Origin of the sequence: Geoalkalibacter ferrihydriticus DSM 17813, assembly GCF_000820505.1 — a bacterium.
Lineage (GTDB): Bacteria > Desulfobacterota > Desulfuromonadia > Desulfuromonadales > Geoalkalibacteraceae > Geoalkalibacter > Geoalkalibacter ferrihydriticus.
In genome coordinates this window covers 170,855-194,134 of sequence record NZ_JWJD01000007.1, presented here as the reverse complement: position 1 = coordinate 194,134, position 23,280 = coordinate 170,855, and the positions used below count along the sequence as shown (strand labels likewise).

General features: G+C 57.8%; 17 protein-coding genes. 1 reads left to right on the top strand and 16 read right to left on the bottom strand.

All coding sequences use genetic code 11. From position 1 onward, the window contains the following. Positions 1-32: 32 nt before the first annotated feature. The 15 genes from GFER_RS14915 to GFER_RS14845 form a co-directional block, all read right to left on the bottom strand. The gene (locus GFER_RS14915; protein ID WP_161807419.1) at positions 33-1,691 is read right to left on the bottom strand and encodes an ArnT family glycosyltransferase; all 1,659 of its coding nucleotides are present in this window, start codon (positions 1,689-1,691) and stop codon (positions 33-35) included. 80 nt (positions 1,692-1,771) lie between these two features. Beyond that, positions 1,772-2,911, bottom strand: coding sequence for a radical SAM protein (locus tag GFER_RS14910; protein WP_040100679.1), 1,140 nt, complete (start codon positions 2,909-2,911; stop codon positions 1,772-1,774). A 5-nt stretch (positions 2,912-2,916) separates the two neighbouring features. Continuing rightward, positions 2,917-4,356 (bottom strand): lipopolysaccharide biosynthesis protein, encoded by a 1,440-nt coding sequence (locus GFER_RS14905; protein WP_040100677.1) that lies wholly within the window; start codon positions 4,354-4,356, stop codon positions 2,917-2,919. Between the two features lies 1 nt (position 4,357). Next, positions 4,358-5,368: an NAD-dependent epimerase/dehydratase family protein gene (locus GFER_RS14900; RefSeq protein WP_040100676.1), complete on the bottom strand. Its 1,011-nt coding sequence runs from the start codon at positions 5,366-5,368 to the stop codon at positions 4,358-4,360. Beyond that, positions 5,365-6,513 carry a glycosyltransferase gene (locus tag GFER_RS14895; RefSeq protein ID WP_082048113.1) on the bottom strand — a complete coding sequence of 383 codons (1,149 nt, stop codon included), beginning with the start codon at positions 6,511-6,513 and terminating at the stop codon, positions 5,365-5,367. The genes GFER_RS14900 and GFER_RS14895 overlap by 4 nt, the downstream gene beginning before the upstream one ends. Next, the gene (locus GFER_RS14890) at positions 6,510-7,472 is read right to left on the bottom strand and encodes a glycosyltransferase family 2 protein (RefSeq protein ID WP_040100675.1); all 963 of its coding nucleotides are present in this window, start codon (positions 7,470-7,472) and stop codon (positions 6,510-6,512) included. The genes GFER_RS14895 and GFER_RS14890 overlap by 4 nt, the downstream gene beginning before the upstream one ends. Continuing rightward, entirely contained in the window at positions 7,469-8,521 is a 1,053-nt protein-coding gene (locus GFER_RS14885) for a Gfo/Idh/MocA family protein (RefSeq protein ID WP_040100674.1), read from the bottom strand. The genes GFER_RS14890 and GFER_RS14885 overlap by 4 nt, the downstream gene beginning before the upstream one ends. Before the next feature lie 290 nt (positions 8,522-8,811). Next, on the bottom strand, positions 8,812-12,489 hold the full coding sequence (locus tag GFER_RS14880; protein WP_040100672.1) for a phospholipid carrier-dependent glycosyltransferase: 3,678 nt from the start codon (positions 12,487-12,489) through the stop codon (positions 8,812-8,814). Between the two features lie 15 nt (positions 12,490-12,504). Continuing rightward, complete coding sequence (locus tag GFER_RS14875) at positions 12,505-13,413, bottom strand: carbohydrate deacetylase (protein WP_139172197.1); 909 nt, start codon at positions 13,411-13,413, stop codon at positions 12,505-12,507. Further along, complete coding sequence (locus GFER_RS14870) at positions 13,382-14,440, bottom strand: glycosyltransferase family 2 protein (RefSeq protein ID WP_161807418.1); 1,059 nt, start codon at positions 14,438-14,440, stop codon at positions 13,382-13,384. The genes GFER_RS14875 and GFER_RS14870 overlap by 32 nt, the downstream gene beginning before the upstream one ends. Further along, the gene (locus tag GFER_RS14865; RefSeq protein WP_040100670.1) at positions 14,419-14,793 is read right to left on the bottom strand and encodes a GtrA family protein; all 375 of its coding nucleotides are present in this window, start codon (positions 14,791-14,793) and stop codon (positions 14,419-14,421) included. The genes GFER_RS14870 and GFER_RS14865 overlap by 22 nt, the downstream gene beginning before the upstream one ends. Positions 14,794-14,989: 196 nt before the next feature. Next, complete coding sequence (locus GFER_RS19550) at positions 14,990-17,521, bottom strand: DUF7507 domain-containing protein (RefSeq protein WP_082048111.1); 2,532 nt, start codon at positions 17,519-17,521, stop codon at positions 14,990-14,992. Continuing rightward, positions 17,472-18,068, bottom strand: coding sequence for an SdrD B-like domain-containing protein (locus GFER_RS14855; protein ID WP_040100668.1), 597 nt, complete (start codon positions 18,066-18,068; stop codon positions 17,472-17,474). The genes GFER_RS19550 and GFER_RS14855 overlap by 50 nt, the downstream gene beginning before the upstream one ends. Next, positions 18,016-18,312, bottom strand: coding sequence for an SdrD B-like domain-containing protein (locus GFER_RS14850; protein WP_040100667.1), 297 nt, complete (start codon positions 18,310-18,312; stop codon positions 18,016-18,018). Before GFER_RS14850 ends, GFER_RS14855 begins: the two co-directional genes overlap by 53 nt. After that, positions 18,309-20,921, bottom strand: coding sequence for an SdrD B-like domain-containing protein (locus GFER_RS14845; RefSeq protein WP_459542345.1), 2,613 nt, complete (start codon positions 20,919-20,921; stop codon positions 18,309-18,311). Before GFER_RS14845 ends, GFER_RS14850 begins: the two co-directional genes overlap by 4 nt. A gap of 502 nt (positions 20,922-21,423) precedes the next feature. On the opposite strand from GFER_RS14845, the gene GFER_RS14840 reads away from it, so the two are divergent. Further along, positions 21,424-22,239, top strand: a complete 816-nt coding sequence (locus tag GFER_RS14840; protein ID WP_052446463.1) for a 2-oxo acid dehydrogenase subunit E2 — start codon at positions 21,424-21,426, stop codon at positions 22,237-22,239. Positions 22,240-22,282: 43 nt separating this feature from the next. On the opposite strand, the gene GFER_RS14835 is transcribed toward GFER_RS14840, so the two are convergent. After that, positions 22,283-23,233, bottom strand: coding sequence for a class I SAM-dependent methyltransferase (locus GFER_RS14835; protein WP_082048109.1), 951 nt, complete (start codon positions 23,231-23,233; stop codon positions 22,283-22,285). Between the last annotated feature and the right edge of the window lie 47 nt (positions 23,234-23,280).

Here is a 23,280-nt window from a genome sequence, read left to right as displayed (position 1 = left end):
TGCGACAGACGTTGGGTGAGGCGAGGTTGTTTTTACTCGCGCAGGATGTCATACCGGTAAATACAGGGCGTATGATCCGGGAAGTTCTCCCTGACCTCCCGCGGATTCAAGCGTCTGAAATGTTTCAGGTGCAGCCGTGATGGGTCCATGAACGGATTGCGATGGAAGTCGCTAAGGTCGACGAATCGGACGGCGGCGAGTTTGGGCGAGCGGTAGAGGGAGGAGCGCTTGTCGAGGAGGACCAACGTCTGCTCGCCCGGGCAAGCCCGCTCGATGTCCTGCCAGATATCCATCACCACCTCGAACCGGTGTTCATATTGCCAGATGGCGGTGGCCGAGAAGGCGCCGTGGAGCAGCAGCATCGCCGCGAACGCATATACCGCGGCGGAAGTGCCGATCCGATTGAGAATCCCCCGCAGCCCGCAGACCGCCAGCACGACGACAGCGAAATATCCTGAATAGTAGTAGCGCGCACCGTACTGCGGCCAGCCCGTCCCCGGGTGAAAATTGTAGAGCAGCACCAGCAGCGCGAAATTGGCCAGCAGAACCCATTTCCACCCCGATTTCCAGCGAAAAACTCCTACCAGCGCGAAAAGAGGCGTCAGGATCGCCGTCGGGAGAAGAAAGTGTTTTCCGAACAGCGGCGGCAGGCTCTCTTTTGCGTTTATCCAGTAGAATTCCGCGATGCCCAGCAGATTTTCGATGAAGCTGGTCGCCTGCCTGTCCACCACCTTGAATTCCCCTTCGACGATCGGATAGGTGGCAATGCTGATGCGCCCCGTCAGAAGGTAGTTGTAGGTCAGAAAGATCCCGAACAGCAGGCTGAAGGCCGCAAGCGGGTACACCACCCTGGGCAGTTGTTTTTTCCGGTAGAGAATCACCAGCAGATAGAATCCCGCCGGCACCATCAGGCAGAAAGCGTCCAATGGCCGGGTCATGGCGGCATAGCCGGCCGCCAGACCGCAGAGAATCAGGTAGCGTGTCTGCTCCGTCAATTGGAACTGGCGCAGAAAATAGAAACCGAGAGCGGTCAGCAGCAGCGCTAGGGGCTGGGAGAAATAGGAGGCCGAATAGCCAAGAAAATAGGGCGTGGAGGCCATCAGGACGACGGCCGGTAGCGCGGTTTTGCGGTCAATGAATGTGGTTATGAAGCAATAGAGAACGACAAGGGTGGCCAAGGCGAGGAGCGGATTGACCCAGCCGGGAAGACCGAAGAGAACCCCGATGGCCAGCAGCAGTGGAAAACCGGGCGCGTATTTGGAAAAAAGCCGCCCTTCGTCAAAAATGACGTACTGCTCGGTGAAAATGGAAAACTTTTCGGGAAACTCCAGAAAGAGCCGTCCCTCGTTGAAGATCTGCGCCTGGTAGAAAAAGTTATATTCGTCCATGCAGAAGGGATAGTTGCGAAACGGCCCGTGGGCGATCCATCCGGCGATCACCAGAAAAAGGAGCAGCAGTCCGCCCAGGGCCTTGCGCGGGGATTCAACCGCCAGGCGCTGCAGCGCAAACAGAGGATACCGCCATGTCCCCAGAATCAGGCTCAGCACCCCGGTGATTATCAGCAGCCCCGGGAAGAACGCCATATAGCGCTCATGCGCCGGGTGGCGGGGATCGAAGGGGGCGATGCCCCTTTCAGCGAGCCAGCCGAGATCGCTGAACAGTCCGCTCGCCAGAAGGGCAACTCCAGTCAAGATCAGGAATCCCCGCGCCGCCCATTCGCGCCGAAAGTCCTTCGCAGAAGATTGCTTGTCCGCATTATGCCGGTTCATCATCAGCTTTCGAGAAGGTTGCGAAGCGCCCGGAACAGATAGGCCGGGCTACACAGGATGTTGGAATAGGCTTGGTTCGCCAGGGGGCAGGCGCATTTTTTCGCCCCAATGAACTTACGGACGTCCCGCGCCCTGTCCGAATGCCAGACCTTCTGGAAATCGTAGTCGCTGTCGCGAAGGCTTCCCATCTCCTGGCCATACCCCAGTACGCAACAGGGCCACACCCCGCCGTCGAAATTTATGTGGACATTGGAGATCCCCGCGTAGCACGGAACCACCTGCCTTTGTTCGCGCATGATGCGCACCGCCAGTTCGTAGTAGGCGAGCCGCAGGGATTCGCTGACTCGGGTCAGGCGGTGCTTGCCTCTCGTGTGGCGGCGGATTTTTTCGGCGAATTGCATGACCAGTTTCTCGTAGGTGGCCGCGTCGGGGGTGATCGGATCGTTCTGGTTGAAAAATTCCGCCCGCTGTTCAGCGATCTCGTTGCGGTAGCTCTGAATCCCCTGGGCGTGAACGAATTCTTCGATCTCGGACAGGTGTTCGGCGTTGAAATTAGAGATCACCGTTCCGAGTTCCAGGTGAAAGTGCGGATCTTCGGCCTCGATCACCTTGAGGTCGGCGATGGTGCGCTGAAGGGCGGCGAAATTTCCCGGCGCTCCCCGGATCGCATCGTGGCGTTCGCCGACTCCGTCGATGGAGGGCTTAACGGTGAAGGGCACCTGCGGATCGTAGCGGCGGATCACGGCGAGGGATTCGCGGGTCAGATCGCGGACCTGCTCAGAGTCGATGGCGTTGGTCGGCGTGTGGATGATGCGCGGGCGCAGATGACGGCAGGCCAGTTCGATGATCTGCGGCAGATCTTTGCGCAGAAAAGGCTCGCCGCCGCTGATGTTGAAGAAATAGACCCGGCCGACCCGGCGGAAGATCCGTTCGATCTCCTCCAGGGTCAGATCCCGTTCGCGGCGGCCGGGATCTTCGCGGAACTTCTGGCCGATATTGCAGGTTCGGCACAGCGACTGGCAGGCCGCCGTGATCGAAAAGGTCAGCGTCATGGGCGTGACCGGCGGAATCAGCCCGCGCCGAACCGCGTGGTAGGCGATAGTCTTGGGAAGGATATAGCGAAGGTAGTCTTTAGCGTTCATGCAGGTTATTTCGGCTTCGGGTCGGGTTGCAGACCGATCAGGCGCCGCGCCGCCTGCCAGTCCTCTTTGCCGATCTCGCGGATCATGACCAGCGCGACCAAGAACGCAGAATACAGCAACCCGTAACGCAGGAGCAAAGGGAAATCGCTCAAAAGGCCGGAGCGGGCGCCGACAATAAGGGCCAGGCAAAGAATTCCCAGCCGGACCCAGCTCAAAAATCGGAAACGGAAACGGATCTTTCGTGCCAGCATGGTCGCGCTGACGCCAAGAAAGCCAAGGGCACACAAGCTGGTGGCCAGAGCTGCGCCCGACATGCCCAGTCGCGGGACAAGAGCCGCGTTCAGAATCAGATCGGTCGCAATGGCGCCAAGGCCCAGCCAGGCCAGGAGCCGCTCATGACCCATGGCCAGCAGGGCATTGACCAAAAGGCTGGTCACCCCCAACAGATAGATGCCGACCGTCAAGATGGCCAGGGGCTGGCCTGCCGGAGCATAAGCGGAACCGTAAAAGAAAACGATGAACTCTTCGGCCGTAGCGGCGATCAGCACGACGGCGGGCAGAACGAGCAGGGTCGAGAAGCGGAACGCCTGGCCGAGGTGGCGCCGGCACTGGTCCAGATCTCCCGCCGCAAAACCCGAAGAGAGCAGCGGCAGCAGGACCGTTCCGAGGGAGAACAGCACCCAGTAGGCCGGTTTGGAAAAAGCGGCTGCCGCCGTGTAGTAGCCAGCCTCGAGACCTTCTCTGACGAAATATTTGACAAACAGCAGGTCGGCGTGCAGCAGGACGCTCAGGGCCCCGAAAATCACAATGCCCAGCAGCGAGCCGCGCAGCAGGTCGCGAATTTTGATCTCCGCCGGTGCTGCAGTCGATGCCCGACGCATGAGCCAGCCTCCTGCCGCCGCGGCAAGCAGGCCCGCCAGAAAAAACCCAGCCACCGCGCCGCTGACGCCGAACCCCGCGGCAATGAGCAGAACCGTCGCCAACGGTTTCGCCAGCCCATAAAGGCTGCCGATGAGATTTTCCCGGAAGAAGGCCTTCTGCCCGTTCAGGGCCCCAATCTGGACGTGGAAGAGACTCTGCACGAGGATCACACCGAGGCAAATGCGCAGAGGAACCACCAGAGCGGGGTCGGCGAAAGCCCTGGCCAGGGGCTCTGCGCCGAAAAACACCAGCAGCCCAAGCAGGCCGGCCAGCCCCGCCTGCAGGGCCAGGCCCTTGCGGTAGATGCTCCCGGTCGCCTCCGGGCGCCGGGAGATATGTCTGGAAACCGTCTGGCGTACCCCGTTGTTCAGAAAAACCGCGCTCAGCGTCATCACGGCCAGGACGACGCCGAAGGTGCCGTAAAGAGAGGGAGACAAAACCCGGCCGGCGTACACGTGAATGATGTAGCCCCCGAGAATAAAAAGAGCCCGGCTGAACAGGACAAAGAGGATTCCACGCCCCATCTCAGGCCCCTCCGCCCGTCGGCAGATGACCGGCCCGCCGCGCCCAGGCGAGGGTCCGCGCCATGCCTTCCCGGAAAGCAACCTGCGGTTCAAACCCCAGCATCGCCTGGATGTGGCGGATGCAGGTTCCATGATCGCAGGTCAGAAAATCCACCTGGCTGCGAGTGAACAGCGGCGTCTTGCCGCTGCGCCGGGCAGACCAGGCCAGAAGCGGCGCCGCGGCGTGAAACAGGGGCGTCGGCAGGCGCAGGGGCCAAAGCTTCACCCCGAGCAGGTCGGCGATGGTGTCCACGTACTGGTCGATGGTCAAAAGCTCAGGACCCGCGATGTTGAAGGTCTCGTTGGCGGCCCGCGGATGATACAGACAGCTCGCAATGGCCCGACAGACATCGGAGACATACGTGGGACGCACCACGGCGGTCCCGGAACCGATGCGCACCCAGTGGCGTCGGGCGATCTGGCGGTAGAGGCGGATGCGCCGGAGATCTCCGGGCCCGTAGACGAAATCGGGACGAAGGATGGTCCAGCGCTGGTCGCCGCGAAAGGGGTGAGAGCGGATGACCTGTTCGGCGTGCATCTTGGTCCGTTCGTAGACCCCATGGGGATTGCAGGGGGCGCTCTCTGGGGCCTCACGATGCCCCAGTCCCTGCACGCCGGGGGTGCTGAGGAGCACAAAACCGCGGGCCGGCGATTGGGAGAACCAGGCAAGCAGGCGTTCGGTGGATGTGACGTTGGCGGCGATCATCTGCGCTTCATCCCGGCCTGAATCCCCGAGCAGGGCGGCGAGGTGGACGACGCCGTCCACGTTTTCAGGCAGTCGCCCGATTGTTTCCGGCTCTTCCAGGTCGCCGGCGAGAATCTCCAGGCGCGGCAGGCCTGAGAAGTTTTTGAGGCGTGTGGCGTCGCGCACGACCGCCACAACGCTCTGCCCTTCATCCAGAAGCAGCTTAACCAGATGCTGTCCGATAAAGCCGGCGGCGCCGGTGACCAGGATTTTCCGCACCGGCGTCACGGCTCGCTCCGCGCCAGCTCTTCGATGGCCGCAACCAGATGGTCCCAGGAAAAACGCTCCTTCTCGGCCAGAATTTGTGCGGAAAACGCCGCGCCGCGCTCTTCCTCGAAAAAGCGCAGGATCGCAGCGGCCAGAGCCCCGGGATCAGCCGGCGGCACGAGATACCCAGTCTGTCCGTCGCTGATCACTTCAGGCAGGCTCCCGACGCGGGTGGCCACAACCGGTTTGCCGAAGCCGAAGGCGGTCTGCACCACGCCGCTTCCCGTGGCGGAAAGATAGGGCTGCACCACCAGGTCGGCGGAGGAAAAATAGGCGTTGACCTCTTCGTTGGGAATATACCGGTCGATGATCATGACCCGTTCGGACAGGCCCAGGCGGGCGATCTCGTCCAGATAGTCCTGCTTATCCTTCCAGAACTCTCCCACCACGAGCAGGGTCACGTCCATCTTCGCCGCCACCTCCGGCAGCGCCTGCAGCAGGACTTTGAGCCCTTTGTATTCGCGCACGAAGCCGAAAAAAAGCAGAACCCGGCCGGAAAGCCCGAGTTGCCGGCGCAGATCGTCGGCCTGGGGCATATCCGCATCGAAGACGTCGTAGGTCGGATGAAAGCAGCGACGCACCGGCGCCTGCGGCCGAATCGCCTGGAGATTCTGTTCGTCGGTGCCGGAATGGACCAGAAAGCAATCCCCCTGCCTCAGAACACTTCGGGTCAAAGCTGCACTCAGGGGGCTGGTTTCATGGGCGACGACGTTGTGGCACAGAAACAGAACGCGGGTGCCGCTGAAGCGCCGGGTCCAGCGCGCAATGGTCCAGAACTGCGGCGCCCAAAAAGCGACCCACCAGGGAATGATCAGCACATCGTAGTCGCCCGCGGCGATCATCCGGGCGACCTTGAACCAGGAGAGGGGATTGAGGGAATCGAGCACCGGCTGCGATCCCGGCTCGCGCAGAGCCGCACCGCTGGTGTCGCGATCGGTCGTGCCGGGAAAAAGCCAGCGGGGGTACTGGCGGCTGAAGGCGAAAAAATCGACCGCGTGGCGCCGGCGCAGGTGCCGGTAAAGCAGGGTGGTGTAATGGGAAATCCCGCCGCGAAAGGGATAGGTCGGGCCCACCAGGGCGATTTTCAGGGGGGTGTCTTCCGTCACTGCCCGTTGTGATCCTTCCCGCGGTCAATCTCCATGCGGCGGACGCGCATCAGAGTTTCCTCGAGGAGCTGGCGGTTGCGCGAGACGACGTCGGTGATCATGGCCGCGACCAGAAACTGGAAGCCCATGATGAACAGTATGGCAGCAAGAATCAGGGACTGGACATGACCTTCCCCCTGCCCGGCCAGGTAGTAGAACAGAAAGCGGACCGAGGGAATCAGGCCGGTCCCGATGCAGATCAGGCCCAGATAGGAAAAAAAGCGCAGCGGCTGGTACATGGTGTAGATGCGCACCATGGTGGTGACCGAGCGCTCCAGGAAGCGGGGCAGCCCCTTGTAAAGGCGGGACTCACGGGTTTTCGGATTGGTGCGAACGGGAACGGAGGCGATAGCGATGTTTTTCTTCCCGGCCTGGATCACCGTCTCGATGGTGTAGGAGAAGGACGAGACGACGTTCAGGCGAAGCGCGGTCTCGCGCGTCATGGCCCGAAAGCCGCTGACCGCGTCGGCGACTTCCGTGCCCGAGACGCGCCGCACGATAAAGCTACCGAGCTTCTGCAGGCGTTTCTTGTTGGCGCTGAAGTGAGGGATGCTGTCGGTCTGCCGGTTGCCTATGACCAGGTCGGCCCGGCCTTCAAGAATTGGGGCGATCAGCTTGGGGATGTCCGCGCCGCAGTACTGGTTGTCGCCATCGGTGTTGACGATGATATCGGCCCCGCGTTGCAGGCAGGCGTCAAGTCCCTTCTGGAAGGAGCGGGCGAGCCCCATGTTGCAGCGGTTCTGGATGATGTGGTCCACTCCGGCGTCGCGGGCGACCTGAACCGTTTGATCGGTGCTGCCGTCGTCGATTACCAGGATCTCCACGGCCGAGATCCCCGCGATGGAGCGCGGAATGTCGGCGACGGTCTCGGGCAGGGTCTGCTCCTCGTTGAAGCAGGGAATCTGTACGATCAGCTTCACAGGCACTCCCTCTCAATCATCTCGAGAACCCGCACCACCTCGCGCCCGTCCTCACCGGACACCGGCGGCGCCGCATTTGAGCGGATGCCCTCGTAGAACGTGCTGATCAGTTTGCGGTGACCGGGGCGGCGGGTCAGCTTCCGGGTCAGAATCCGCGCCACGTTAGCGCCGGTACGCCCCAGGCTTTGAGAGGCCATGTCGACAGTCGCGACCATGGCCGCCAGAGTCTTGGGCAGCTTGCGGTGCCGTTCAACCGTCCAGGTGAGATCGTACATATTGAGGTGGACCACGCCCCGGGTCCCGAAAAGCCGCAGCATGAACTGGGGGTAATCCATATTGTCGAGAAGTGAGATGTGGCCGGTGTTTTTTCCGGCGTCAAGCAGAATCTCCAGCCCGTGAATTGTCCGCCCGGAAAGGTCGGTGGTATTTTTCAGGGCCCTGACCTGCTCCACCGGGCCGAGAAACGACAAGACCAGGTAGAGCATGTGCGGGGTGGCGTGCTCGCCGAAGATGCCGAGGGGCAGATCGTGAATCCAATGATCGGGCTGTTCGTTCCCTTCCTCGAGCATCTTGCCGCGGTCGATGAAAAAGACGCCATGGACCCCGATGATTTCGCCGATGCCGCCTTTTTCGATAAAGTTGCGGACCTTCTCAAGATGGGGGTCGAACAGGTGGTTGTGCATGACGCAGAGCTGAACATTTTTTTCTCGGGCCGCGACCATGATCCGGTCCGCTTCAGCGACTGTCATGGCCATCGGTTTTTCCACCAGGACGTGACAACCCTGGTCGATCACTTCCAGAGCGAGATCCAGATGAGTTTTCGGGGGCGTAAGGATGTGAACAACGTCCGGGCGGCACTCGCGGATCATGTCGGCAAGCCGGGCAAAGCATTGTGCCTCGGAGAACTGCCGGCCGGCCGCCTGTAGTCGACCGGCATCGATATCGCAAAGGCCGACGATCCGCACCCCTTCCAGGGGGGCGATCGCCTGCGTGTGAAGACCCAGGGCCACCCCGCAGCCCACAAGTCCGATTTTCAGATGCGGCGCCATCAAAATCCTCCGAGAAAAAATAACTGCATCCGTGAATACTCACCGGTAAATAGCGCAAGTCAAGGGCAACCCAGGCCGACAGTATTAAGTTTTCGTAACCTTTCAGCATGTACCGCAGGGTACGGCGGCATCGCGTGTGGCAAAAACTCACCTGCGGCTCAAACATTTGCCACAGCACTCAACCGCCGCACCCTGCGGTCCTGTTTTGGACGTGGCAGCTGAATAGTTACAAATTTTCAGGCAAAAAATATCATGACTGAGGCAAACAGTACAGAAAAAGGCCTGCGCGGCTAGATTTTCGACCAGGATGGAAACCAGCGGAGCCATTGAAAATAGTCCTGCGCAACCGGCAAGCCTGAAATCGCCGGATAAAAGAGGAAAAAAGCCGCGGCGGCCGTGAGCAAAAGCAAAACCGCGCAAACGCGCCGGCCTGGTTCGCGCACCCATGGCCGGGCGATGACGGAAGCCAAGCCCAGAATCAGAAGCGGCAAAAACGGTGCATAGGCATAGATGAAGGTCGGGCGCTGCACCAGAATCCAGGGAGTGAACTGCAGAAAATAGACAGCCGCAAGCATGATCGCGCCCGGGTCCTTGCCTCTCAACGCCTGCCACCCCAAACCCAACATGGCCACCAGCCCGAGCCACCAGATGACCGGGTTGCCCATCATGCTGATGGCGGAGCGCATCCCCTCGGGCATGTTGCCATCGAAAAAGATCCCCTGTACCGGCTTGAGCAGCAAGGGCCAGGTATAAAACGGCGCCGCCAGGGAGTGGGAATCCTGAGCTTTACGGCCGCCGTGAAAATCCAGGATGAATTGCTGCTGCTCCCAAAAGGCGCTCACACCTTGGGTGGAGAGGACGCTGGGCCGCTGCGGAAGAGATTGCAGGAAATCCGCGTGGGAGAAATAGTAAATTCCCAGGGGAAAGATGGCAAACCAGAACAGCCAGGCAGCAGCGTCTCGTGCTATGCCGGCTGCCAGTGGCCGTCCCACCCAGAGGGTTTCCCCTCGATGAAAGACCCGCCACAACCGCGAGAGCTTCCAGACGGCGACCAGAAGAAAAATGGCAAACCCCAGAAACAGAGCGCTCCACTTGATGGATAGGGCCAGTCCGAAACAAGTTCCCGCTAAAGCCAGCCAGCGCCAATGGGTGCTGTGCGGATTTTTCTCATAAGCGCGATACCAGCGCAGCAGAACGATCAACAGCGCCGTCTCAAACAGGACGAGAAATCCGTCAATGTTGGCCATGCGGCCCAAGGTAAATGTCATGCCTTCGGCGGCCATGAGCAACATGGCGCTATAGGCTCCGAGGCGGGTTGCGGTCAGTAGCCGGCCGCCGACAAAAAGCAGCGCCGGCAGCAGGGCGATGGCACCGGCACAGACGATGCGCCACCCGAAAGGGGTCATGTCGAAAGCTTTGATGCCCAGGCCGATCAGCGTTTTCCCGAAAGGTGGGTGGGTACGTTCATAGGGAATTTCATTCTGCACGAGATTGAAGGCGGAGCGGGCGTAAAAGACCTCGTCCCAATAGGTTCTCGTCCGATAGCTTCCGACCAGGTGCGTCTTATGCGGCTCGTCGAACAGCGGATGCGTCGCTCCGGCATAGGTTTCGCCAGAGCGCGCGGCAATTCGAAGCGGGGTGACGGTTTCGCCCTTTTCGTCGAAGAGGCCGATTTCATTGACCGTGGCGCCGTCACCGTAAATGAGGATGCGTAATTTTTCTGCACTGACGGGAGGAAATTCGCGCTCGGCATTCTTATAGGTCTTGCGGTAATCCTGCCGGGTAAAGTAATAGAGCAGCCCGTCGCGGCGGCTCCAGAGAGGCACCCAGCGATCCCCCTGCTGTTTCAGAAAGCGGATTTCGGGAGCGATTTCGCCGCCGAAGAATACAGCTTTGGTCAGAACGTGTGGGGCGCCGAAATCAAGTTCATAGCCTGCCGAGTCACCCTGAACGGTGATGCCGCTGGTCGGGAAATCTCGTTCTCCCAGATGGTGGAGCAGCACTCCCAAATAGATTACCGTGGTCAGGGTAACTGCGAAGATATCCCAAATCCGAATGGGAAATGGCTCCTGGTGAACAGTCGGGGCTTCTCGATGCCTGGACGTGTCTGTATCTCGCTTCCGGCCCTTGCCGTGGGCCAGGAAACGCCGCTGCAGAAGGAGGATCAGGTGAAGGAGCAATAACCCCGCCGTCAGCGCAATCGCCCAGGAGAAACCCGGCCCGCTCTGGCCGAGATAGTCGTGATGCCAGAAGACGTGCCCCAGATTGAACAACAGCAGAAGATTCAGTCCAAGAAACATCCATCGGAAATGGACCGACCTGCTCGCGAGGGCTGCCGAGAAAAGCATGGCGCTCAGCAAATGTGCCGCCTGCATTCCCGGCAGGGCCAGGAAAAGCGCTTGCGCGACAATCAAAAAGAGCAGCAGGGTTCTGTGCTCCTGCTCTGTGTGCGCCATCGTTTTTTTTGGGGCAAATCTCCAGACCGCCAGTGCACAGATTGCAATGCCTCCGATTGCGGCCGCGAATTGCAACAATACGGGAGGTGGTTGCCCGACCCAGCCGAACGCGGCCCAGAGGTTGAAGGCCGGCGGCGAAACCGATCCAGGCTGAAGGGGGGAAAACACCGCTCCGCCCGCCATCAGGGGCAAAATCAGGAGGAGAAAGGTCGCAGCCCATGCGTAAGCGACTCTGGCAGCGAGCTTCCAGGAGGTCAGACGCATCGTAACGGCTATGAACAAAACCACCAAAAGGAGATAAAAAAGGTCGGTCGAAGCGGCCAGCCCCAGCAAAATTCCCGCAAGAATCAGGCGCCGGTCAAGCAGCGCGAGGACAGCTGCGAGACAAAGGCAGGCCTGCATTGACACCGGCTGCCCCCAGAAGGCAGAGACCATAACCAGGCTGGGATTGAAGGCCAGCAAACCGGCGCTGACCCATGCCCCCTTCGAAAAACCCCTGCGGCGCAGCCAGAAAAACAAGAACCCGATTAAAATAAGGTCCGCGACGATCAATGGCGATTTGAGCAGGAAGGTAAAAATTATTGCGGTTTCATAGTTCAGGGCACGGATGAAGCTGCCCACCGCCGCGAGGACATAGCCGTAGGATATTGGAACGCCGGCCGGGAAACCCTCTTGAAAAACCGCCGGAAAATGCTTAAAGCCACCGGCCAAGTGAAGAGCCAGGTTTTTCAGGGTGACGATTTCAGCCGACGGCTCACCCGAAAGTGCTGCCGCCAGACGCACCAGCAAGGCGGCACCGAGCAGAGCAATCAACGGCAGAGATCGCCTTCCCACCGACGCTGTACCCTGGAGGCTGGGAGGGTCCTGCAGAATGTCATTGCGCGCCCAGACCAGACAAAACAGCGTGAAAGGAACGGCCAGCGCGAAAAAAAGCATTCTCAACGGCAGGGTCGACGCGGGGGATTGGGGGGCGCTGATCGCGATGGGCTGATAGGGCCCATGCCATGCCGGCAGCTCCTCGACCCGCACGGCTTTGAACCAGGCTTCACCTCGGCTGGATGCATTCCAGTAGCCGAGGCGCAGGGCAAACGGCTGGGGACCGTCCGCGGTCGCACGAAAAACCTCTTCCACCAGGGTCCAGTCCGTATTGCCGGTCAGGCCGCCCGTATGATTGTAGGTTCCGTAAATTGAGAGGTTGGCGCCGATCGGTCCGGACACGCCCTGAGTACGGACCAAAGCGGAAAATCGATAATAATTCCCCTTGCGCAAGGGGATGAGGACACCGTGCCGGATGTCGTTCGGTTCGGCGGCGGCAATACGGATGGCCTCTCCACCCTCTCCGACGCCGACGTCAACCTGACCGTGAGGCTGCCAAGACTGACGCTCCCCCGGGCCATGGCTGGCAAAAAGATTTTCCGAAGGCTGCGCATGGGCGGTTTGCAGGCCTAAAACCATCAAGACGGCCACAACCAAACAGCCCAGAGCCGGATACCAGCGAACAATCGAAGTCATCGTCAGATTATTCCATCAAAAAACATCTTTTTGCCGGGGACGGCGGTCGACGAGCGCTGAGAATCCGGTCAATCGAACGCCCCGTTTTTGCACGGCCGCAACAACCTCGCGGCTGGTCAGGGCATCAAGCTCGCCGACCCAATCGTAATGCCAATTAAGGTAAGGCGATGAGACGTCGGCAAGGCCCGGATGGCACATGATTTCGGCGACCTCTCCAGGACGCAGGCGTTGAATAAATGATTCGAGGTCGACGACGGACAGCCGACCTCCGCAAAAAAACCCAAAAAAGCGGTCAGGCGTCAGGATCACACCCGCGGATGACGTGGCCGCCGTCAGCGCCTTGAGAACCCCCCATTGAACTGCACGCAGAGGTTGCCGCACAACCTCTTGCGGCAAGGGCGTCTCTACCGGTCGGCGCATGGCCGGAATATGATACCTGCGCGCAAGCTCCGCGACGATGGAAGCGATCCCCGGAAGAACATGCAGATGCTGATGACTATCGAGATGCGATAATCTCAGACCGGTTGCGCGCACTTTTTCTATTTGGGCGCTTAGTTCGCGCCGAACCTGACTGAGCCTGATTTTCCCACGACAAAACCGGGTCAGGAAACCGGCAGCATGGGGAAGAAATGCGCCATCGGCGCTCAGCAGGCTCGAAACTTCATGGGCAGGCAGCAAGGGTTTCTCACCAACCAGGGTCAGGTGGATGCCGATATCAAGTGAGGGCATCTCCTTGGCCAGGTCGACCGCGTGTTCGAAGGCGCGGCCATTGGCCATCAAAGAGGCTGAAGTGACGATCCCTCTTTGATGCGCATGGCTGATACCTGCGTTGACTTTTTCCGAAAGACCAAAATCGTCGGCATTGACGATCAGCAACGGCGCGCTTGTCGGATCAGCTTTCACCATGAGAGCTTTTTCTATCACTGAACGGCACCGGTTCTGCGGTATCCGTGGTTCTCAGCGCACCGCCGGTGGTGGTCTCGCTCACAAGATATTGTGGGCGCTTGCGAACTTCCATGAGTATCCTGCCGAGATATTCACCCAAGACACCCAGGAGGATGAACAAAACGCCGAACAAAAATGAGACAATTGCGATCGTCGAGGCCCAGCCGGAGACCGTTTCGCCGGCAATCAGTTTGCTGTAAATGGCGTAGACGATACCAGCGAAGGCGAAACCGCTGGTCGCAAACCCGAGAACGACAGCGATACGCAGTGGCACCAGGGAGAACGAACTGATGCCCTGCCATGCAAATTTAAGCATTTTGCGCAAAGTATATTTGGTTTGACCACTGTGGCGTTTGCGGCTGTTAAACGCCAGAGAGACGCTGGGAAAGCCAACCCATTGGACAATTCCGCGCAGGAAAGGGTTTTCTTCCGGCATCTGCAGGATATGCTGGAGAACCTGGCGGTCGAGAAGCCGGAAATCGGCCATTCCTTGCGCGAGTTTGACCCCGGTGAAAAAAGAGAAAATCCGGTAGTAAAGCCGGGAACTCCATTTTTTGAAAAAAGGCAGCTCTTGGGAATCGCGCCGCAGGGTATGGACGATGCGGGCACCCTTCTGCCAGGCCGTCACCATATCGGGGATAAGATCGGGGGGATGCTGGAGATCGGCATCCATTGAGATGACCGCTTCACCCCCGGCATAATGCAGGCCTGCAAGCAGCGCGTTCTGATGCCCGAAATTGCGCGACAGGCGAATACCCCGCACCCTGCGGTCTTCGCGGTGCAGGTTTTCGATAGCCGCCCAGGTTGCGTCGGTGCTGCCGTCGTCGACCAGAATGATTTCCCAACTCAGCCCCAGAGGCAATAACACGCTGAAAAGCTCGTCACAGAGCTTTCGCAGATTGCCTTCTTCGTTGAACGCCGGAACAACCACTGATAACACAGGATTTTCGTTGCCGGCGTTGTCACTGAGATGGCTCGGCGAGGTCAAACCTCTTTGAATGTCCAAAGCAGATTCCCCGTAAAGTTCCAGAAAAGTACGCAGACGGTGGCGATGACCTGAGCAAGTAGATAGTACCAGCCCAGGGGTCCTGTTAAAATCGCGATCGCAATGGCATTGAGCACCAGCCCAGCTGTGGCGATGCACAGAAAGCGGATATAGGCCTCGCTGTGACGTTTGCTGCTATTGAAGGTGAAACGATAGTTCAGCCGGTAGTTTACCGCGGAACTGATCGCAAACCCTAGGCTCGATGCCAATGTTGCATTGACAGCCAGAGATTCCACCAGGGCCACCAGCACCAGGTAATGAATAGCTGTTGCCGTAACGCCAACCAGTGAGAATTTAAAAAATTTCTCCAGCATCCTTGTCGATTCCCTTAAACAAGAAGCTTAGCATCGGCGAAGGTTGCCCGCCAGCCTGGGTGAATAAAAATGGGGCCCGAATAATCGGGCCCCGTATCGCATAAAATCAATCTGAAAGGCAAGCTATCTTCTGATCCAGCTTCCGGACCAGCTTGAAGAGTCCGTCAAAGAGCTTTGTTATTTGATCCTGGTCAGGTTACGGCGCGCACAGCTTGCCTTTGTTGTAGTCATCCAGGGTCGTGTGCAGGGGCTCTCCCCTTCTCCAGGCCCAACTATCGGGCTTGACTTTTTCGCCGACCGGACCGTACCTGTCCATCCAGGAATCTGCTGACTTGATCGTATCGGCGATGCAGGATGACTCAGTCCCTGAAGCTACATTGAGCTTCGCGCTGACCAAGGTACGGTACAGGGTCACGGTGACATCATACCTGGAGTCCCTTCCCATGTTTTTAATGGCATCGCTTATGGAGTACCTTTTATCGCCGACGGTGATTCTGTCAACCGGCCAAGCTTTGGGGTTATTTTGCCAGTAATCGGACGTTGCCGTTTTCGGGCCGGAAGTACTAGAGCTTTTTGTTTGATCCTGGTCACGAGACGGCGCGCACAGCTTGCCGTTGTTGTAGTCATCCAGGGTCATGTACAGGGGCTCACCGTTTCGCCAGGCCCAACTTCCGGCGCGGACTTTTTCGCCTGCCGGACCGTACTTATCCATCCAGGAATCCGCCGACTTGATCGTATCGGCGATGCAGGAGGACTCAGTCCCTGAAGCGACATTGAGCTTTGCGCTGACCAGGGCGTGGAACATGGTCATGGTGACGTCCCCTTTGGTCGCCTTTTTCATGTATTTAATGGCTTCGTCCTTGGAGTACCTTTTTCCACCGACGGTGATTCTGTCGACCGGCCAAGCTTTGGGGTGATTCTGCCAATAGCCTTGAGTCCCCGTTCCAAAGCTTGTATTGCTGTCCGAGTCGCGGTCGGAATCCCAGTCGCTGTCCTTATCGGAGTCGCGATCGGAATCCCAGTCGCTGTCCTTATCGGAGTCCCTGTCCCAGTCCCAGTCGCAATCCCGGTAACTGATTTTGTCGCGCGAAGGGGCGCAGAGAAGCCCGTTATTATACTCGTCGAGCAACAGGTAGAGCGGCTCGCCCATTGACCAGGCAGAACTGCTGGCCAGCACCCCGCTGCCGACTGGGCCGTATTGGGCCATCCACTCGTCAGCGGCCAATATCGTCTCGTCAATGCAGAAAGATACGTTGCAGGACAGGACATTGAGCTTTGCCGAGACAAGTGCCGGGAACATGGTCATCGTTTTATCTCTTTTAACCGGCTTCTTCATGTAATCGATGGCATCCTTTTTGGAATATTCGATTCCGCCAATGATGATCGAATCCACCGGCCAGGCTTCAGGGTGGTTCATCCAGTAACCCGGCGTCCCGGTGCCTTTGCCAACACAACCATAGTAATTGGCATTGTCGCTGTCCATGACAGTCATGCCCTGATACTGCCCGGTCGCTGTGGCGGTATTGGTGTGCTGGCCCGCCATGGCCTCGAAGGGGCCGATGACGCACTCAAAGCTCTGTCCCGGTGCCAGAGTGGCGGGGATGATGCAGGACGAAGTGCTGAAAACATTGTCCGTCAGAGTCAGGTTGGTCAGAGTCACAGGCCCGTCGTTGGTAACAACGTAGCGGAAAAACACGTTACTTTCGCAGTCGCTGTCCCAATCGGAGTCGCTGTCCCAATCGGAGTCGCTGTCCCAATCGGAGTCGCTATCCCGATCCGAGTCACTGTCCCGATCCGAGTCACTGTCCCGATCCGAGCCGCTGTACCATTTTGAGCGGCGGTCCCAATTCGAGTCGCTGTCCCGATCCGAGTCGCTGTCCCGATCCGAGTCTTTATCCCAATACCAGTCGCTGTCCTTATCCTTGTCGAAGCAAGGCGACTTGTCGGGGCAGATCGGAACCTGGATTCCCGGTGCTTCATCAGCATCGAACCAATTGATTCCATCTGTGGAAACATACTTTTCGACATCGATGCTCGGGGCAACCCCGAAATAGTGGCTGGGATCGGTGTCCATGACGGTGATGCCGTTGTAGTCGCCGGTGGCGGTGCCCAGGTTGGCGTACTGGCCTCCCATGGCGGTGCCGTTGGCGGTGCAGGTCATCATTTCACCCACGGCCAGCGTGGTTTGCGGACAAGTCACCATGACGCCCTGATCATCCGTCACCATGACATTGATCAGGTTGACATTGCCGGTGTTGGTGACCACGTAGGTCCACTCGATGGGGCTGCCCACGGGCACGATGGGACCGGTGGGATTATCGGCGTCTTCGCCGTTGGTGTACTTCTCGATGTCGATGGCCGCCGCCGCACCAAAGTAATGGCTGGGGTCGGCGTCTTCAACGGTGATGCCGTTGTAGTCGCCGCTGGCGGTGCCGAGGTTGGCGTACTGGCCTTCGATGGCAGTGCCCTGGGCGGTGCAGGTCATGAATTGGCCTGCTGCCAGCGTGGTTTGCGGACAAGTCACCGTGACACCCTGATCATCGCTCACCATGACGTTGATCAGATCGACGTTGCCGGTGTTGGTCACCACGTAGGTCCAGTTGATGGTGCTGCCCACGGGCACGATGGGTCCGGTGGGNGCCAGCGTGGTTTGCGGACAAGTCACCGTGACACCCTGATCATCGCTCACCATGACGTTGATCAGATCGACGTTGCCGGTGTTGGTCACCACGTAGGTCCAGTTGATGGTGCTGCCCACGGGCACGATGGGTCCGGTGGGNATCGCTCACCATGACGTTGATCAGATCGACGTTGCCGGTGTTGGTCACCACGTAGGTCCAGTTGATGGTGCTGCCCACGGGCACGATGGGTCCGGTGGGATTATCGGCGTCTTGGCCGTTGGTGTACTTCTCGATGTCGATAGAAGCTGCTACCGCCTGATAACCGAAATCAACGCTGTCGTTGTTGGTCATGTCGTTGGGCAGCGTGACGCTGGTACCGGCAGGATCGTTGCTGTCGTTGCCGACACCNACCGCCTGATAACCGAAATCAACGCTGTCGTTGTTGGTCATGTCGTTGGGCAGCGTGACGCTGGTACCGGCAGGATCGTTGCTGTCGTTGCCGACACCGTCGTTGCCATCAGCGCTCAGCGGGGAGGTCGGCACATAGCCGGCCGGATTGACCACCTGAACCACATAGTCACCCGCGCACAGGCCGCTGAACTCATAGAAGCCGACGGCGTCGGTCGTGGTCGTGGCAACAATGGCACCACCCATCAGCAGNCACCTGAACCACATAGTCACCCGCGCACAGGCCGCTGAACTCATAGAAGCCGACGGCGTCGGTCGTGGTCGTGGCAACAATGGCACCACCCATCAGCAGATTCACCGTCACGCCGGCAATACCCGGCTCACCGGCATCCTGGATGCCGTTGCGGTTCAGGTCGTTCCACACGAAATCACCGATGCTGCCGGTGCAAGGGACAACGTAACCGAAATCAACGCTGTCGTTGTTGGTCATGTCGTTGGGCAGCGTGACGCTGGTACCGGCAGGATCGTTGCTGTCGTTGCCGACACCGTCGTTGCCANCACCTGAACCACATAGTCACCCGCGCACAGGCCGCTGAACTCATAGAAGCCGACGGCGTCGGTCGTGGTCGTGGCAACAATGGCACCACCCATCAGCAGGTTCACCGTCACGCCGGCAATACCCGGCTCACCGGCATCCTGGATGCCGTTGCGGTTCAGGTCGTTCCACACGAAATCACCGATGCTACCGGTGCAAGGCAGATAGTAGCCGAAGTCGATGGTCAGATCCTGGCTGTTGTTGGTCGGCAGATTGACCATGGCCGGCTGGCAGTTGCTGTCGATGGCCGGGTCCATACCCACTTCGCAGGGCGAGGCGACAAAGCCCGCAGGCAGCGTGGTCTCATCCACCACCACTTCGTAGTCACCGGCGCACAGACCGGTAAACAGATAGAAACCGTTGGCATCCGTCACCTGAGTGTCGATGACNATGCCGTTTTGCAGCAGGTTCACGGTCACGCCGGAAATCCCCGGCTCACCGGCATCCTGAAGGCCGTTCTGGTTGAGATCGTTCCACACGAAATCGCCGATGCTGCCCTCGCAGGGAGCATAGTAGCCGAAGTCGATGGTCAGATCCTGGCTGTTGTCGGTGGGCAGATTGACCATGGCCGGCTGGCAGTTGCTGTCGATGGCCGGGTCCATACCCACTTCGCAGGGCGAGGCGACAAAGCCCGCAGGCAGCGTGGTCTCATCCACCACCACTTCGTAGTCACCGGCGCACAGACCGCTGAACAGATAAAAACCGTTGGCATCCGTCACCTGAGTGTCGATGACNCTGTTGTTGGTGGGCAGATTGACCATGGCCGGCTGGCAGTTGCTGTCGATGGCCGGGTCCATACCCACTTCGCAGGGCGAGGCGACAAAGCCCGCAGGCAGCGTGGTCTCATCCACCACCACTGCATAATCGCCGGCGCACAGACCGGTAAACAGATAGAAACCGTTGGCATCCGTCACCTGAGTGTCGATGACCATGCCGTTTTGCAGCAGGTTCACGGTCACGCCGGAAATCCCCGGCTCACCGGCATCCTGAAGGCCGTTCTGGTTGAGATCGTTCCACACGAAATCGCCGATGCTACCGCCACAGGGAGCGTAGTAGCCGAAATCGATGGTNATGCCGTTTTGCAGCAGGTTCACGGTCACGCCGGAAATCCCCGGCTCACCGGCATCCTGAAGGCCGTTCTGGTTGAGATCGTTCCACACGAAATCGCCGATGCTGCCACCACACACGCACTCGACCCAGGCAGGATCCTGATCAGTGGCGGTAAATTGGGAGGGAAGCCCTTCATTGTAATTACCCGCAGCATATGCGATGTTTTGCTTTTCCCCGGGGCCGTCATCACAGCGGGCGGGCTGGTCAAGGTTGGAGAAGTCGAATTCGATATCGTTGAAGAAAATTTCCCGAACCTGCCCGGCAAACAAAGTCCCGATATTGACTTCGATATCGAGAATGGGGTCGGTGACTAGAATATTGGTCAAATCAAAGCCGCCGCAATTGCCGACAACCAGTTTATAGACAGCGCCACTGGCCGTCTGCGGTGCCAACTCAGCTAAATCGGCATCATGGTATGTCAGACCACCATCGACGCTGACGAGCTTTTCGATGTCGATGCACACGCACTTGATCCAGGCGGAGTCACTGTCCTCGACAGTCTCGCCCAGATAATTGCCAGACACATTGACAGTATTTTGTTTTTCTGGAGGAGTGGGATCAAAACAGATGCCGGGCTGAAAAAGGTTGTTGAAATTAAAATCTTGCGTGTCAAAGGTCAGAACAACCACCTCTGACGGATCAAGAGACCCAATAATCTCATCAATGCCCAAAGTGGGGTCAATTACAGCAACATCGTCAAGGGGAGTCACTCCGCAGTTTCTGACGATAAAACGATAAAAAGCGTCACTGTCTGTGCCTGGCGCATCACCAGGCGTATCTGCGTCAAACCAGGTCTGGCCGCCGTCGACACTGATTTGTTTTTCGATCTCGATGCAGGATTCCTGGGTCAAAAATTTGCTACTAGCGTCGAGTTTAAGAAGAAGGTCGTTGGAGGCAACAGCATAGGGAGCAAGATTGCCCTCGCCGGGGCGACTGACAAAGAAATGAGTCGTGGCCGAATCAAGCGGTGGATAGTTGACTGTTGTTTCAAGGCGGATGCTGACGATGTTGAGATTCGGGGTGATATAATCCGGATTGGTGAAATTCACCTGGCCGGTCAGAGTCGTACTGCCGATGGCGACATTATTATTGGAGTCATAGATATACTGGGTGGGTATGCCGGCATCGACCACGCCGCTGGCCACCAGATTGCCGTCATCAAAACCCAGTCCCGTCGCAACGGTGGCGTTGGGGTTGGAATCCTGGTAAATATAAAATCGACCGCCAGGCAGGGTGGAAAACACGGAAATACGCGTGGTGCCAGGAACAAAAGCGATGATCTGCTGAGGGATTTCGGCCACCACCGTGTACTCGAAATCCACGTTCAGTCCGGGAAAAAGGATTGGCTGACCGTTAGCGTCTTCAACCTTGGTCAAAAAAGCCTGGTAACGCATGACAAAGGGATCGCCGACGGAGTGCGCTGAGCCCGCGGGCGCCAAGCCTTCGGCCATGCCGCTGCCCGAGGCGGCCCAGTCAAAGTTAACCACCTTGGGAACAAAAGTTCCCAAGGTCGGGTTATAAAGAGAGCCTTCCCAAAACTGTTGTCCATGGGCCGTTCCCAGGCCCATGAACAAGACCAACATCAATCCCAACAACCATCGCTTCATCCTTGCCTCCTTAAGTTGGGCCAAGGGGTGAAAGTCAAACCAATGTGAAAGCGATCACCCGATGACGCGAACATTACAACCTAAGCCCCGCAAAGCAATTTCCGATCCATTCGATAATTGTTAGTGAAAACGGCTTTTTACAGAAATTTTAGGTGGATGGAAACTACTTCATGTAAAATAACCCGACAAATCTTTCTAAATTTTCGACAAATCGTCGAAAAAAACTTAGAATTGGCTTATCTTTTGCTTCTTAACGAAATTGAGCTTACTTTTGACTGAGGAGGTTGACATGGAAGAAAATCCCTACTCGACAAGTACACCCCATAAATTTTTTCACGTTGCACGTTCGGTCGTCGGCAAGGAGGTCAGGGTTGGCAACACCATTACATTCATCAATGAAATCGACCTGACAAATATCGAAACAATCCGGAGCGGCTGGACAGACGGGCGCAAACCTACGTATACAGCCTTCGTTGCCAAAGCCGCTTCGCTTGGGTTGCGTGAATTCCCCTATGCCAATCGCCGCCTCTATCGCTTGCCGCTTTTCCCGCCGGTGCGAACCCGCATGCAGACCTTTCATGATGTCAATATCGCCGTTGCCTGCGAACGTAACGAACCGGGCATCGAGGTCGCCACATTCATGGATGTACTAAAGGATGTCGACCGTCTTTCAATGACCGAAATCGGCGATTGGCTCAACGAGCTGGCTCATTGCGACATCAGCAACAACAGGCAGTGGCGAGATTTTTTCAACCTCATTTGCTCGACACCAGGGTGGTTGGCATCCTTCATTGTCAGCCTCCCCTTGCACTTCCCGCGGCTCTGGTGGAAATGGCGCGGTGGCGCCCTAGTCATCAGCTCTCCGGGTAAATACGGTGTCGACTACATGATCGGCGCCTGGCCGGCGCCCTTGGGGGTCTCCTTCGGCTTTGCCAAAGAACGACCTGTCGTGCGCGACGGCAAGCTCGCGACGGCAAAAACGATGAAGCTTACTTTGAATTGGGATCGCAGGGTGATGGCGGGAGCTCAGGCGGCGCGGTTCTTCAGGCGCATGAGCGATATCCTGGAAAATCCAGAGGAAAACATGAAGGAATGGCTGAGATAACCCTCAAAATAACTTATAGATTCTTTCCGGCGAGAAACAGATATTAGACTTTTTTTTGCGCCCATATCCGCAAGGTACCGCCGGCATTGAAGAGCATCAGAGCATAAGCTAAAAAAACCATAGGCAGGTAAAGTACCCCCTGAGCAGCGAACGACAAGACCAAGTCAAATTTCTGCCGCATGTCTCCTGACTGAAAGATATCGCCAGGTAATTTTCTCTTTGTATTCAAATCGTTAAGAAGGTTAAAATCGTGGCAGATGCAATTGAGAAGGCTTTGAAGCGCACCAAAAGAATCATACATGATTGCGTATTTCTTGATATCAACAACTTCGAATCCAGCCTTTTTCAGCATCCCTGACAAAGTCTTGTCTTCAAAATGATAGAGATGTCGTGGAACATCCAAATGAAACCACTTGTCCTTAAAGATTGAACTATAAATACTGTCAAAACGAGGAACTTCAACCAGGGCTCGCCCGTTTGGCTTCAAAATGCGATGCACCTCTCGAAGCGCCCCGAGGGGGTCATAGAGATGCTCCAATGAATGGAACATTGTCACGCAATCAAAAGACCCACTCTCGAAGGAACATTCTTCGAGATTTTTTCGCAGGATGTCGATTCCCAAAATTTCCCGCGCGTACTTGGAGCTGTGCTCTGAGAGCTCGGTTCCGACCACATCACAGCCAATGTTCTTGAGTTTGTCCAGAACCAGCCCACGCCCGCAGCCCACGTCAAGAACACGGTCTCCCGACTTGACGTAGCGCCGAACCTGCTTGAAACGACTTGAGGCGTCCAATTTTTCATAAAGAAAGGGCTGCTCGCCATAGTAAAGATCCGGATAATAACGCCCAATCTCGTCAACTGTTGGCCGGGGATTGACCATGACCAGCCCGCACCCTCGACACCTCACCACTGAAAAAGATGTTTCCGTCAAATAATCTTTCGCCTTAAAAACCAATGAAAATTCGCCACCTTGACAATGATTGCAGGAAGTCATGTCCACAAAAAAGCCTCGCCCATAAGATAATTGGCGCTCAAACGATC